At 74.1% G+C, this 12,870-nt stretch carries 14 protein-coding genes; 8 read left to right on the top strand and 6 right to left on the bottom strand.

What is annotated here, in order from left to right; translation table 11 throughout:
• Positions 1-268: 268 nt before the first annotated feature.
• The 4 genes from rsrA to ABEB06_RS23715 all read right to left on the bottom strand — a co-directional run bounded on the left by rsrA (position 269) and on the right by ABEB06_RS23715 (position 3,038).
• Positions 269-622 (bottom strand): mycothiol system anti-sigma-R factor, encoded by a 354-nt coding sequence (gene rsrA, locus ABEB06_RS23730; protein ID WP_345698903.1) that lies wholly within the window; start codon positions 620-622, stop codon positions 269-271.
• Positions 619-1,332, bottom strand: coding sequence for a sigma-70 family RNA polymerase sigma factor (locus tag ABEB06_RS23725; protein ID WP_345698902.1), 714 nt, complete (start codon positions 1,330-1,332; stop codon positions 619-621). The genes rsrA and ABEB06_RS23725 overlap by 4 nt, the downstream gene beginning before the upstream one ends.
• Positions 1,333-1,614: 282 nt before the next feature.
• Positions 1,615-2,247, bottom strand: a complete 633-nt coding sequence (locus ABEB06_RS23720) for an alpha/beta hydrolase family protein (RefSeq protein ID WP_345698901.1) — start codon at positions 2,245-2,247, stop codon at positions 1,615-1,617.
• Positions 2,248-2,288: 41 nt separating this feature from the next.
• Complete coding sequence (locus tag ABEB06_RS23715) at positions 2,289-3,038, bottom strand: SOS response-associated peptidase (RefSeq protein ID WP_345698900.1); 750 nt, start codon at positions 3,036-3,038, stop codon at positions 2,289-2,291.
• 136 nt (positions 3,039-3,174) lie between these two features.
• On the opposite strand from ABEB06_RS23715, the gene ABEB06_RS23710 reads away from it, so the two are divergent.
• From ABEB06_RS23710 to ABEB06_RS23680, 7 genes are all read left to right on the top strand, one after another.
• Positions 3,175-3,882, top strand: a complete 708-nt coding sequence (locus ABEB06_RS23710; RefSeq protein WP_345698899.1) for a M50 family metallopeptidase — start codon at positions 3,175-3,177, stop codon at positions 3,880-3,882.
• A gap of 54 nt (positions 3,883-3,936) precedes the next feature.
• Entirely contained in the window at positions 3,937-5,256 is a 1,320-nt protein-coding gene (gene aroA / locus ABEB06_RS23705; protein ID WP_345698898.1) for a 3-phosphoshikimate 1-carboxyvinyltransferase, read from the top strand.
• Positions 5,257-5,271: 15 nt separating this feature from the next.
• Positions 5,272-6,330, top strand: a complete 1,059-nt coding sequence (rsgA, locus tag ABEB06_RS23700) for a ribosome small subunit-dependent GTPase A (protein ID WP_345698897.1) — start codon at positions 5,272-5,274, stop codon at positions 6,328-6,330.
• A gap of 79 nt (positions 6,331-6,409) precedes the next feature.
• A complete protein-coding gene (locus ABEB06_RS23695; RefSeq protein ID WP_345698896.1) occupies positions 6,410-6,733 on the top strand; it encodes a DMT family transporter in 324 nt (107 codons plus the stop codon).
• A gap of 18 nt (positions 6,734-6,751) precedes the next feature.
• A complete protein-coding gene (gene hisN / locus ABEB06_RS23690; protein WP_345698895.1) occupies positions 6,752-7,549 on the top strand; it encodes a histidinol-phosphatase in 798 nt (265 codons plus the stop codon).
• A 198-nt stretch (positions 7,550-7,747) separates the two neighbouring features.
• Complete coding sequence (locus ABEB06_RS23685; RefSeq protein ID WP_345698894.1) at positions 7,748-9,616, top strand: sensor histidine kinase; 1,869 nt, start codon at positions 7,748-7,750, stop codon at positions 9,614-9,616.
• Positions 9,613-9,960, top strand: a complete 348-nt coding sequence (locus tag ABEB06_RS23680) for a DUF742 domain-containing protein (RefSeq protein WP_345698893.1) — start codon at positions 9,613-9,615, stop codon at positions 9,958-9,960. Before ABEB06_RS23685 ends, ABEB06_RS23680 begins: the two co-directional genes overlap by 4 nt.
• 95 nt (positions 9,961-10,055) lie before the next feature.
• On the opposite strand, the gene ABEB06_RS23675 is transcribed toward ABEB06_RS23680, so the two are convergent.
• Positions 10,056-11,534 (bottom strand): catalase, encoded by a 1,479-nt coding sequence (locus ABEB06_RS23675; RefSeq protein WP_345698892.1) that lies wholly within the window; start codon positions 11,532-11,534, stop codon positions 10,056-10,058.
• Between the two features lie 105 nt (positions 11,535-11,639).
• On the opposite strand from ABEB06_RS23675, the gene ABEB06_RS23670 reads away from it, so the two are divergent.
• Positions 11,640-12,062, top strand: a complete 423-nt coding sequence (locus tag ABEB06_RS23670; protein WP_345698891.1) for a Fur family transcriptional regulator — start codon at positions 11,640-11,642, stop codon at positions 12,060-12,062.
• Positions 12,063-12,069: 7 nt separating this feature from the next.
• On the opposite strand, the gene ABEB06_RS23665 is transcribed toward ABEB06_RS23670, so the two are convergent.
• Positions 12,070-12,786, bottom strand: a complete 717-nt coding sequence (locus tag ABEB06_RS23665) for an alpha/beta fold hydrolase (protein WP_345698890.1) — start codon at positions 12,784-12,786, stop codon at positions 12,070-12,072.
• Positions 12,787-12,870: the final 84 nt, after the last annotated feature.

Genomic DNA, 12,870 nt, shown 5'->3' with positions numbered 1-12,870 from the left:
GATCGCCGGTCCGGACAGGGCCGCGCCCTCGCGTTCGCTGGCGATGTCGGCCTCCCCGCCCCGCTTCCCGGCCCTCCCGGGTGTGAGGGCCCGTCAGGAGGATAGGGCCCGGTCCGGGGGCTGGGCCGCACGATCGCGGATTGCCGCAGTCGGAGCAGCGACAGCTCACTCGAACGGGTGACGGCGGAGCATGCGCGGGCGTACCGGTGCGCGAAGGCCCCGGGGCTGTGCGCCCCGGGGCCTTCGCGTCGTCCGGCTCCGCTGTCCGCTACTCCGCCGCGACCGCTGCGCCGTGCCCGGCCGAGCCCTCGACCGTCACGGTGATCTCGGTGGACTCCACCACCTCGACGCCCTCGCCGGACCGCTGCTTGGCGCGGATCGAGTCGATCCGGGCCAGCACCTTGGTCCGCAGGTCCACCGGGGTGTCGTCACAGCCGCAGGAACGCTTGATCAATGCCTTGATCGCCTGCTCCAGGCCGTACTTCTCCAGGCAGGGCGAGCACTCCTCGAAGTGCACGCGCAGCTTGGCGCAGTCGCCCTCGGCCATCTCGTTGTCGAGGAATTCGTAGAGGTGGTCGAGCACCTCGCCACACTCGGTCTCGTGCGGATCGCCGCAGCTCATGAGCGCGCGCCCTTCGCTTCCTGCCCTGCACCGCTGCCCGCCGGAACGAGCCCGCGCTCACGGGCGTAGTCCTCCAGCATGCCGCGCAACTGGCGGCGGCCCCGGTGCAGTCGCGACATCACCGTACCGATGGGTGTACCCATGATGTCCGCGATCTCCTTGTACGCAAAGCCCTCGACATCCGCGAGGTAGACCGCGATCCGGAATTCCTCCGGGATCGCCTGCAGGGCGTCCTTCACGTCGCTGTCCGGCAGGTGGTCGAGCGCCTGGGCCTCCGCCGAGCGCAGACCGGTCGACATGTGCGACTCGGCCCGGGCCAGCTGCCAGTCCTCGATCTCCTCCGCCGCGGTGCGCTGGGGCTCCCGCTGCTTCTTGCGGTACGAGTTGATGAACGTGTTGGTGAGGATGCGGTACAGCCACGCCTTGAGGTTGGTGCCCTCGCGGAACTGGTGGAAGGACGCGTACGCCTTGGCGAACGCCTCCTGGAGCAGGTCCTCCGCGTCGGCCGGGTTGCGGGTCATCCGCAGCGCGGCCGAGTACATCGGATCGAGGTAGCCCAGCGCGTCGCGCTCGAAGCGCTCCCGCCTGCTCTCCTCGCTCTCGTCCGCGGACACCCGGAAGGTGTCCTCGCCGATCGCCTCGGCCAGCTCGTCACCGGAGAGCGCCTCGCCCACCGGCAGACCCTCCTCGGAGTCTCCCGCGCCCGACACGGCCTCGTCCTCGGTCCCGACGACCGGACCCACCTCCTCGGCATCGCGGGCACGACCCACCGCGGGCCGACCCGAGAGCGAGGATATCGGGGCCACCGGCTTCTCGCCCGCGACAAGCCATTCCGACCAGTCGGGCACGAGCGACTGGTGCGCCGCACGCTCCTCCGGCCGCTCGGGGCACGCGATCGAACCCATGGACGCTGCCTTTCACCCGGACACCACTGCTGACGGTACGAGTCAACCCCGCCGGAGCCCGGTACATTCCCGACGCGCCGCGATCCGTCAGGTCATCTCCAGGATCCAGTCGCCGACCGCCCCGGTGATCAGCCCCAGCGTCGCCGCCCCGTCCACCGGGGCCCGCTTGGGGACCCCGAACCCGTGCGAGCCGTACGGCACCTCCACCATCCGGTGGCCCCCCGGCAGGGCCGGGAACTCCTCCGGCCCGCCGAAGGTGTCCGCGCCGCCCTGCACCACCAGCGTGGGCAGCCCGGTGGCCAGCAGCTCCTCGGCCCGGCTCCGCTCCGGCTTCCCCGGCGGATGCAGCGGGAACGCCAGCGCCACCACGCCCGCCGCCCCGGCCTGCCGGCCGGTCCGGCACGCCATCCGCGCCCCGGCGCTCCGGCCGCCCGCGAACACCGGCGGCCCCGCCCGCCGCACCCGCTCCACCACCGGCAGCCAGCCGGCGTCCAGCGTCTTCGGCGCCGGTGCGAGCCGTTTGCCCGCCACCCGCCACGGCTGCTCCGCGAGCACCACGGTGATCCCCCGGCCCGGCAGCGCCCGCGCCAGGGCCTGCAGGTCCGCCGCCTCCACCCCGCCGCCCGCGCCGTGCCCCAGCACCACCAGTGCCTTCGCCCGCGCCGCCTCGAACCACGTCAACCGCGCATCCCCGACCGGGGTCCCGATGATCTCCTGCACGGTTCCGAGGGTACGGACGCCGGCCCGGGCGCGTTCGCCGATCAGAACAACGTCGTCCGGTCCTCGTCGGTGAGCTCCCGCACCAGGTCCGGCGAGTTGTTGCGGATGTTGCCGACCGCCGGCCCGACCTCGTGGACCCGCAGGGCGCCCGGGCCCGGCGGCACCAGCAGGCGCCGCACCTCGTCGGGGTCGTCCAGCGAGGGGTCCAGCCAGGCGTCGAACGCGCCGGGGTCGAGGAAGAGCGGCATCCGCTCGTGGATCGGGGCGAGCAGCGGCTCCGCCTCGGTGGTGACCACGGTGCAGGTGACCAGCCAGGCGTCCGGGTGGTCGGCGGGCACCGACCGGTCGCGCCAGAACTCGTACAGCCCGGCGAGCGCGAGCGGCGCCCCGTCGACCCGGCTGACGAAGTAGGGCTGCCGCGGGCCCCGCCTGCCCTCGGTGCCCGTGGTCTGCCACTCGTAGTAGCCGTCGACCGGCAGCAGGCAGCGCCGCGAGGCGAAGGCCTGCCGGTAGGCGGGCTTCTCGTGCACGGTGTCGGCCCGCGCGTTGATCATCTTCACCGCGGTCTCGGCCGACCTCGCCCAGGACGGCACCAGCCCCCACCGCAGCACCCGCAGCTGCCGGACCGGCTGCCGCTCTCCCCTGGGCGCCCGGTCGAGGACCACGAACGCCGAGTCGGTCGGCGCGACGTTCCAGCTGGGGGCCAGGGTCTCGCTCGGGTCCCACTGCTGGACGCCGAACATCTCGACCAGGTCCTCGGGCTCGGTGGTGGAGGCGAAGCGTCCGCACATGGCGGCCAGCTTGCCACGCGGACGCCTTCCGCCAGGTCGTCCTCCCGTCGGGGCAACCCGCTGCTACCGCCGGGCCGTCCCCTCGTGGGAGGCTGCCCGTTCGGCAGCGGCTCCGAGCGGCGGAAGGCGGGAACCCGTGGACATCTCCGAGATCTGGCACCGGCTGGTGGACGTCCAGCCGGATCCGCCGCGCTGGCTGGTCCTGGGCGCGGCCGGGATCGCCCTGCTCGCGGTGGCCGTCCGCCCGCTCTGGCGGCTGAGCCGCAACGTGGTGACCATCGCGCACGAGGGCGGCCACGGCCTGGTCGCGGTGCTCACCCGCCGCCGGCTGTCCGGCATCCGGCTGCACTCGGACACCTCCGGCCTGACCCTCTCCTCCGGTCCGCCGACCGGCCCGGGCATGGTGCTGACCGCCGCCGCGGGCTACACCGCGCCGTCCCTGCTCGGCCTCGGCGGCGCCGCGCTGCTCGCCTCCGGGCACATCACCGCGCTGCTGTGGATCTCGATCGCGCTGCTCGCCGGCATGCTGCTGATGATCCGCAACGCCTTCGGCGTGGTCTCGGTGCTGGCCACCGGCGGGGCGTTCCTCGCCATCTCCTGGTACGGCTCGACCGAGCTGCAGGCGGCGTTCGCCTACCTGGGCGTCTGGTTCCTGCTGCTCGCCGGGGTGCGGCCGGTGGTGGAGCTGCAGGCGAAGCGGCGGCAGGGCGGGGCGCGCGACTCGGACGCGGACCAGCTGGCCCGGCTGACCGGAGTGGGCGCGATCCTCTGGGTGACGCTCTTCCTGGTGCTCGCCCTCGCCTGCCTGCTGGCGGGCGCCACCTGGCTGGTCTCCGGCACCTGACAGGCCCGGGTCGGGGAGCGCCCCGCCCTCCCGCCGCGCCCATAGACTTGGCGCATGACCGAGACCCTGTGGCCCGCTCCCGTCGCCACCGCCGCCGTGGACGCGACCGTGACCATCCCCGGCTCCAAGTCGGCGACCAACCGCGCGCTGGTGCTGGCCGCCCTGGCGGACGGCCCGGGCTGGGTGCGCCGGCCGCTGCGCAGCCGCGACTCGCAGCTGATGGCGGACGGCCTGCGGGCGCTCGGCGTGACCGTCGAGGAGACGGTCAACGCGGCCAGCGGCGGCACCGGCGGCGGCGAGGCGTGGCGGGTCATCCCGGCCGCCCAGCTGCACGGCCCGGCCCAGGTGGACGTGGGCAACGCCGGCACGGTGATGCGCTTCCTGCCGCCGGTCGCGGCGCTCGCGGACGGCGCGGTCCACTTCGACGGCGACCCGCGCTCGTACGAGCGCCCCCAGCACGGCGTGATCAACGCGCTGCGCGCCCTCGGCGCCCGGATCGACGACGGCGGCCGCGGCGGCTTCCCGCTGACCGTGCACGGCACCGGCGCGCTGGACGGCGGCCCGGTCGACGTGGACGCCTCCTCCTCCTCGCAGTTCATCTCCGCCCTGCTGCTCTCCGGCGCCCGCTTCAACAACGGCGTGGAGATCCGCAACACCGGCGGGACGGTCCCCTCGCTGCCGCACATCCGGATGACCGTCGACATGATCCGCAAGGCCGGCGGCCAGGTGGACGCCCCCGAGGACGGCGGCGAGAAGGACGTCTGGCGGGTCACCCCGGGCGCGCTGCTCGGCCGCGACCTGGTGGTCGAGCCGGACCTGTCCAACGCCGCGCCGTTCTTCGCCGCCGCGCTGGTCACCGGCGGCCGGGTGACCGTCCGGGACTGGCCGAAGCACACCTACCAGCCGGGCGACCAGCTGCGCGAGATCTACACCGCGATGGGCGGCTCGTGCCGCTTCTCCGACGAGGGCCTGGAGTTCACCGGCACCGGCAAGGTGCACGGCATCGAGGTCGACCTGCACGACGTCGGCGAGCTCACCCCGGTGATCGCCGCGGTCGCCGCGCTAGCCGACTCCGAGTCGCACCTGTACGGCATCTCGCACCTGCGCCTGCACGAGACCGACCGGCTCGCCGCGCTCGCCAAGGAGATCAACGACCTGGGCGGCGACGTCACCGAGACCGAGGACGGCCTGCGGATCCGGCCGCGCCCGCTGCACGGCGGGGTCTTCCACACCTACGAGGACCACCGGCTGGCCACCGCCGCCGCGGTGATCGGCCTCGCGGTGGAGGGCGTCCAGGTCGAGAACGTGGCCACCACGGCCAAGACCCTGCCCGACTTCCCGCAGATGTGGGCCGACCTCCTCGGCCAGGGCTGACGGGGGACGACGAGCATGCGCCGCTACGGCAAGGACGCCGACGAGGACGACATCCGCAACCGCCCGGGTCGCAAGGGCTCCCGCCCCCGCACCCGGATCCGGCCCAAGCACGAGGACGCCGCGGACGCGATGATCCTCACCGTGGACCGGGGACGGCTGACCTGCCTGGTCGACGGCGGCACCAAGCAGGAGCGGCAGGTCGTCGCCATGAAGTCCCGCGAGCTGGGCCGCAAGGGCGTGGTGGTCGGCGACACCGTCAGCGTGGTCGGCGACCTCTCCGGCGAGCCGGACACCCTCGCCCGGATCGTCCGGGTCTCCGAGCGCAGCTCGGTGCTGCGCCGCACCGCGGACGACGACGACGACCCGTACGAGCGGATCGTCGTCGCCAACGCCGAGCAGATGGCCATCGTCACCGCGCTGGCCAACCCGGAGCCGCGGCCGCGGCTGATCGACCGCTGCCTGGTCGCCGCGTACGACGCCGGGATGGAGCCGCTGCTCGTCCTCACCAAGTCCGACCTGGCCCCGCCGGAGCGGCTGCTGGAGTCGTACGCGACGCTCGGCATCCGCTACGTGGTGACCCGCCAGGACGAGCTGGAGACGGCCGGTGCCGAGGCGGTGCGCGAGCACCTGCGCGGGCGGACCACGGTCTTCATCGGGCACTCCGGCGTCGGCAAGACCACCCTGGTCAACGCGCTGGTCCCGGAGCGCCGGCGGTCCACCGGGCACGTCAACGCGGTCACCGGGCGCGGCCGGCACACCACCGTCTCCGCGCTGGCGCTGCGGCTGCCCCCGCCGCCCGGCGCCAGGCCCGGCTCGAAGAAGGCGCTGGACCCGGGCTGGGTGATCGACACCCCGGGCTTCCGCTCCTTCGGCCTCTCCCACATCGACCCGTCCCGGGTGATCCTGGCCTTCCCCGACCTGGAGCCCGGAACCGTCGAGTGCCCGCGCGCCTGCAGCCACGACGAGCAGGACTGCGCGCTGGACGCCTGGGTCGCCGACGGCCACGCCGACCCGGCCCGGTTGTACTCGCTGCGCCGCCTGCTGTCGACCAAGGAAGCCCACGAGGGCGACTGACGTGTCGAGGTGTCGGATCCGGGTCGGCTGGCGATCATAGGAAGGTCAGCCGATTCCCCTCCGACAGGGAGACAACCCGATGGCATGGGCCATGGTGATCCTCGCCGGTCTGCTGGAGACGGGCTTCGCGGTCAATCTCAAGCTGAGCCACGGTTTCACCAAGCTCTGGCCCACCGTCAGCTTCTGCGTCTTCGCCCTCGGCAGCTTCGGCCTGCTCACCCTGTCGCTGAAGACGCTCCCGGTGGGCAGCGCCTACGCGGTCTGGACCGGCATCGGGGCGGCCGGCACCGCCGTCTACGGCATGGTCTTCCTGGGGGAGTCGACGAGCACCCTGAAGCTGGTCTCGATCACCCTGGTGATCTCCGGCGTGATCGGTCTCCAGCTCAGCGGCAGCGGCCACTGAGTCCGCTAGGGTTCGGGCATGGCCGACTACCACGACGACCTCCGACTCGCCCACGTCCTCGCCGACTCGGCCGACTCGATCACCATGGAGCGCTTCAGGGCCCTGGACCTGAAGGTCGAGACCAAGCCCGACCTGACGCCGGTCAGCGACGCCGACAAGGCCGCCGAGGAGCTGGTGCGCAGCGTGCTGCAGCGGGCCCGCCCGCGGGACGCGGTGATGGGCGAGGAGTACGGTCTGCAGGGCACCGGCCCGCGCCGCTGGGTGATCGACCCGATCGACGGGACCAAGAACTACGTGCGCGGCGTCCCGGTCTGGGCGACGCTGATCGCGCTGCTGGAGGAGCAGCCGGACGGCGAGCTGCAGCCGGTGGTCGGCATCGTCTCGGCGCCGGCGCTGAACCGCCGCTGGTGGGCGGCCAGGGACCTGGGCGCGTTCGCGGGCCGCAGCCTGGCGAAGGCGAGCCGGATCGGCGTCTCCAAGGTGTCCCGGATCGAGGACGCCTCGTTCTCCTACTCCTCGCTGACCGGCTGGGAGGAGCGCGGCCGCCTCGACCCGTTCCTGGACCTGACCCGGGCCTGCTGGCGGACCCGGGCGTACGGCGACTTCTGGTCGTACATGATGGTCGCCGAGGGCGCGGTGGACATCGCCGCCGAGCCGGAGCTGAGCCTGTGGGACATGGCGGCCCCGTGCATCGTGGTGCAGGAGGCCGGCGGCCGGTTCACCGGCCTGGACGGCTTCGACGGCCCGAACGGCGCCGACGCCGTCGCCTCCAACGGCCTGCTGCACGCGGAGGCGCTGCACCGCCTGTCCGTCTGACGGATCGACAGCGGGGTTTCGGACGCGGGTCTCCGGGGTTTCCGGCGGCCCGCTTCGGCGTTCCGGCGGCGCTGAGCCGGGCGCAACCCCGGTGCAACCGGCGGCCCCTAGGCTCGGTCGGGCCAAGGGCCGGCACCGCGGCCGGCCCCCGTTCCCCCGTGCGCCACCCCGCCGGGCTGCTGCTTGGGGGGCTCCCCTGTGCGTACGCTCCGCACGATCCGCCACCGGCTGGCGCTGCTGCTCGCCCTGCCCACCGGCGCCCTGGTGGTGCTGGCCGCGACGGGTACCGCCGCGCAGGCCGGCCGGTACGCCGAGGCCGGCCGGACAGGTGACCGGGTGGCCGTGGTGGCCGGTACCGAGGACCTGGTCCGCGAACTCCAGCGCGAGCGCGGGCTGACGGCCGGCCTGCTCGGCGGCGAGGAGGGCTTCCGGGCGCAGCTCGGCGCCCGGCGGGCGGCGGCCGACCAGGCCCGGCAGGCCCTGGACCGCCTCCTCGCCGGCGACCCGCCGGGCGCCGGGCCGGTCCGCCGGGCGCTGGCGCCGCTGACCGGGCTGGCCGCCCTGCGCGGCCGCGCGGACACCGGGACGGCCACCCGCACCGAGGCGCTCGCCTTCTTCACCGACGCGGTCACCGGTCTGACCGCGGCCGCCTTCACCGACGCCACCGGCGGCGCCGACCCGCAGCTGGCGGCCGCGCTCGCCACGCTGCGCTCGCTGGCGGACGCCACCGAGGCCGCGGCCCTGGAGCGCGGCACGCTCAACGGCGTGCTGGCGGCGGGCGCCTTCCGGGGCGGCGACTACCCCGCGTTCGTGCGGATCACCGCGGTGAAGGGCGCCGCGCTGGACCGGGTGCCGCGCACCGCGACCGCGGCCCGGACCGGCTCGCTGGACGCGGCACTGCGCACCCCCGCCGCCACCGCGGTCGCGGGCATGGAGCAGCAGGCCCTGAACGGCTTCGCCGCCGAGCGGCTGCCGGTCCGCGCGGCGGACTGGTGGCAGGCGGCGTCCACCCTGGTGGACGACCTGCACCGGGTGGAGTCGGAGGCCGCCGCGGAGGCCCGGGCCCGGGCCGCGGCGCTGCGCTCGGCGGCGCTGCGCGGGCTGCTGCTGGACGTCGGCCTGGCGCTGGCGGCGGTCGCCGGGGCGGCGGCGCTCGGCCGGCTGGCCACCCGGTCGGTCACCCGCCCGGTGGCGGCGCTGGTCGCCGGGGCCGAGGAGCTGGCCGAGGCCGTCCTGCCGGCCGCGGTGGCGCGGGCCCAGGAGGGCGGGGCGGCCGGGCCGACCGCGCCGACCGCCGTCGGCGGGCCCGCGGAGCTGGTGGCGCTCGGTGCCGCCCTGGACCGGGTCTCGGCGACCGCGGTGCGCCTCGCGGTCGAGCAGTCGGCGCTGCGCCGCAACACCGCCGAGTCGCTGGCCAACCTGGGCCGCCGCAACCAGGCGCTGGTCACCCGTCAGCTGGGCTTCCTGTCGGCGCTGGAGCGCGGCGAGCACGACCCGGGGGTGCTGGCCAACCTGTTCGAGCTGGACCACCTGGCCACCCGGATGCGGCGCAACGCCGAGTCGCTGCTGGTGCTGGTCGGCGAGGTGAGCCCGCGCCGCTGGGAGCTGCCGGTCGGGATGGGCGACGTGATCCGCTCGGCGCTCGGCGAGGTGGAGGACTACCGGCGGGTGGTGCTGCGGCAGGTCGACGAGGCCCGGCTGGACGGCGGGGCGGTCGCCGAGGTCGCCCACCTGCTGGCCGAGCTGATCGAGAACGCGCTGGCCGCCTCGCCGCCGGACACCGACGTGGAGGTCTGGGCCCGGCGCGGCTCCGGGGGCTACCTGGTGGCGGTGGTGGACCGGGGCCGCGGCATGGCGGACGGCGAGCTGGAGCTGGCCAACGCCCGGTTGAGCGGCCGGGAGAGCTTCCTGGTCGGCCGGGACGGGCTGCTGGGCCACTACGTGGCGGGCCGGCTGGCGGCCCGGCTGGGGGCGCGGGTCCGGCTGACGCCCTCGCCGGTGAACGGGGTGACGGCGAGCGTGCTGCTGCCGGAGGGCCTGCTGGCCCGGGCGGAGGTGCCGGTGTGAGCGGGTCCGGCTTCGAGCAGGGCGAGGTGGTCCGCCCGTTCGTGGTGACGGCGGGGCGGACCCGGCCGGTCCGCGAGGAGCTGCGGATCGAGACGCTGGTGTCGGCGGCGCCCGCCGCGCTCTCCGCGCCGCTCGGCTTCGAGCGCCACCGGATCGTCGAGCTGTGCCAGTACCCGCGCTCGGTGGCGGAGCTGGCGGCGCTGCTGCCGGTGCCGCTCGGGGTGGCCCGGGTGCTGGTGGCCGACCTGGCGGCGGAGCGGTACGTGACGGTCCACGAGCAGCTCGCGGGCGACCCGTCGGTGGCGCTGCTGGAGCGGATCAGGGACGGGCTGCTGCGGCTGTGATCCGCTGCGGCCGCGGCCGGGCGCGGTCGCGACCGGGCGTGGTCGCGGGCCCCGGGGAGCACCACGCGTCCCGGGGCCCGCAGTCGTGGGGCGCGTTACTTCTGCTTGCGCAGCTCGCGCACCGTCTCCTCCAGGCGGCGGCCGTAGTCGGCGTCCGCCCTGCGGAAGTTCTCGATCGCCCGCTCGACGATGTCGTCGCGGTCGGCGGAGACCTTGGCGATGAAGCCGCCGAGGTTGGCGACCAGGCGCTGCTTCTCGTCCTCGCCCATCAGCCGGTAGAGGTTGCCGGCCTGCACGAAGTCGTCGTCCTCGGCGTGCACCGGCGCGACGTGGTTGCCGGTCAGGCCGTTGACCGGGACGGCGGCCCAGAGCGGACGGCCGGTCTGCACCGGCCCGCCGAAGCTGTTCGGCTCGTAGTTCTTCCGGCGGCCGTGGCGGCCGTCGTAGAGGTGGCCGTCGCGGCCGTTGGTGCGCGCCTCGGTGGCGTGCGGGCGGTTGACCGGCAGGTGGTCGGCGTTGATGCCGACGCGGTAGCGGTGCGCGTCCGGGTAGGCGAACAGGCGGCCCTGCAGCATCTTGTCCGGGGACGGGCCGATGCCGGGGACGAAGTGGCCCGGGGAGAAGATCGACTGCTCGACCTCGGCGAAGACGTTGTCGGGGTTGCGGTTGAGCTCCAGCTTGCCGATCTCGATCGGCGGGTAGTCCGCGTGCGGCCAGACCTTGGTCAGGTCGAAGGGGTTGAAGCGGTAGGTCGCCGCGTCCGCCGCCGGCATGATCTGGACCTGCACGGTCCAGGTCGGGAAGTCGCCGCGCTCGATCGACTCGCGCAGGTCGCGCTGGTGGCTGTCCGGGTCCTCACCGGCCAGCCTGTTGGCCTCGTCCTGGGTGAGGTTCCTGATGCCCTGGTCGGTCTTGAAGTGGTACTTCACCCAGAAGTACTCGCCGGCCTCGTTCTCCCACTGGAAGGTGTGCGAGCCGAAGCCGTCCATGTGGCGGTAGGACGCCGGGATGCCGCGGTCGCCGAAGAGCCAGGTCACCTGGTGGGTCGACTCGGGCGACAGGCTCCAGAAGTCCCAGACGTTGTCCGCCTCCTGCGAGCCGGTGTACGGGTCGCGCTTCTGGGTGTGGATGAAGTCCGGGAACTTGATGGCGTCCTTGATGAAGAACACCGGGGTGTTGTTGCCGACGAGGTCGTAGTTGCCCTCCTCGGTGTAGAACTTCAGCGCCCAGCCGCGCGGGTCGCGCACCGCGTCCGCCGCGCCGAGGTTGCCCGCCACCGTGGAGAAGCGCAGGAACGTCTCGGTCTGCTTGCCGACCTCGGACAGGAACTTCGCCCGGGTGTACGCCGTGACGTCCGCGGTCACCGTGAAGGTGCCGTAGGCGCCGGCGCCGCGGGCGTGCACCACGCGCTCCGGGATCCGCTCGCGGTTGAAGTGCGCGAGCTTCTCGAACAGCAGCTGGTCCTGGATCAGCGCCGGGCCGCCGACGCCGGCGGTCTCGGTGTTCTGGTTGTCCGCCACGGGAGCGCCGGACTCCGTGGTGAGGGTGGGACGCAGCTCGTCCTGGGTGGTCATCGGGTATTGCCTCCGCGTTGTCCGGTCGGAACGACTCGATCCTAACTTGGACTTTGTCTAAGTCAACACTGGAACCAAGTTCGGATCGTCGCTTAGTCTGTGCTCATGAGCGACCTGTTGGAACGACTTCGCGGACGGGGCTGGCGCCTGACTTCGCAGCGCCGGGTGGTCGCCGAGGTACTCGACGGTGATCATGTCCACCTCACGGCGGACGAGGTGCACGCCCGCGCGGTGGAGCGGCTCCCCGAGATCAGCCGGGCGACCGTCTACAACACGCTGGGCGAGCTGGTCGTCCTCGGCGAGGTCCTGGAGGTCTCCACCGACGGCCGGGCCAAGCGCTACGACCCGAACGCCCACCACGCCCACCAGCACCTGGTCTGCTCCGGCTGCGGGGCCATCCGCGACGTCCACCCCCAGGGTGACCCGCTCTCCGCCCTCCCGGCCGCCGAACGCTTCGGGTTTGTCATCTCCAGCGCCGAGATCACCTACCGCGGCCTGTGCCCGAACTGCGCGGGCCAGGCCCGGTAGGACCGGCTCAGTCCTCGTACAGGCCGACGCCCCCGCCGTCCGCGGCGCGCTCCAGCACGTCCGCCAGCTCCTTCGGCGCCGACAGCATCGGGTAGTGGCCGGTCGGCAGCTCGAAGAAGGTCACCCCCGGCTCGGCGAGCTTGGCGAACCGCGGCATGCCGGTCGCGTGCAGCGACCGGGCGAACTCGATGCTCAACCTGCTCGCCAGGCAGAACACCCCGGTGGTCGGCACCCGCAGCCACGCCCCGGTCAGCTCGATCGGGTCGGTGACCGTCCGCACCGGCTGCGGGACGGCCAGCCGCTTCCAGCGCTCGTGCTCCGCCTCCGGCACGGCGTGCACCGCCGGGATCTCCTTCGGCACCGGGACGACGTCCCCCGTCACCCCCGACAGCAGGTCCACCTGCGGCATCGACAGCACCACCGACTCACCCGACTCCGGGTAGCCGGTGTCCACGAAGACCACCCGCGACACCAGCTCCGGCTGCCGGTCCACCGCGCCCACGGCCGGGAACGCCCCGTAGCTGTGCGCCACCAGCACCGTCCCCGGCCCCTCGGCGGCGAGCACCTGCGCCACTGCGTCCACGTGGTCCGCCAGCCCGGCCGCCGGCTCCGCCGGCAGCGTCACCGCCACCGCCCGGTGCCCCGCGGCCTCCAGCTCGGCGGCCACCGCCTCCCACGCCCAGCCGCCCATGAACAGCCCGGGCACCAGAACGAACGTCGCCATGACACACACCCCTCTCGGCCGGCCGCGCCCTGCGGCCGATCGAGAAGGTACGACCTCCCCCCGGGGGAGATTCCAGCCCGGACG

This window comes from Kitasatospora terrestris, from assembly GCF_039542905.1.
GTDB lineage: Bacteria > Actinomycetota > Actinomycetes > Streptomycetales > Streptomycetaceae > Kitasatospora > Kitasatospora terrestris.
This window is presented reverse-complemented; position numbering and strand designations above follow the sequence as displayed.

What these genes read in the sequence shown, in the direction of transcription:
- rsrA (WP_345698903.1), bottom strand. Translation starts at nt 622, where the DNA reads ATGAGCTGCGGCGATCCGCACGAGACCGAGTGTGGCGAGGTGCTCGAC.
- ABEB06_RS23715 (WP_345698900.1), bottom strand. Translation starts at nt 3,038, where the DNA reads ATGTGCGGACGCTTCGCCTCCACCACCGAGCCCGAGGACCTGGTCGAG.
- aroA (WP_345698898.1), top strand. Translation starts at nt 3,937, where the DNA reads ATGACCGAGACCCTGTGGCCCGCTCCCGTCGCCACCGCCGCCGTGGAC.
- rsgA (WP_345698897.1), top strand. Translation starts at nt 5,272, where the DNA reads ATGCGCCGCTACGGCAAGGACGCCGACGAGGACGACATCCGCAACCGC.
- ABEB06_RS23695 (WP_345698896.1), top strand. Translation starts at nt 6,410, where the DNA reads ATGGCATGGGCCATGGTGATCCTCGCCGGTCTGCTGGAGACGGGCTTC.
- hisN (WP_345698895.1), top strand. Translation starts at nt 6,752, where the DNA reads ATGGCCGACTACCACGACGACCTCCGACTCGCCCACGTCCTCGCCGAC.
- ABEB06_RS23675 (WP_345698892.1), bottom strand. Translation starts at nt 11,534, where the DNA reads ATGACCACCCAGGACGAGCTGCGTCCCACCCTCACCACGGAGTCCGGC.
- ABEB06_RS23670 (WP_345698891.1), top strand. Translation starts at nt 11,640, where the DNA reads ATGAGCGACCTGTTGGAACGACTTCGCGGACGGGGCTGGCGCCTGACT.
- ABEB06_RS23665 (WP_345698890.1), bottom strand. Translation starts at nt 12,786, where the DNA reads ATGGCGACGTTCGTTCTGGTGCCCGGGCTGTTCATGGGCGGCTGGGCG.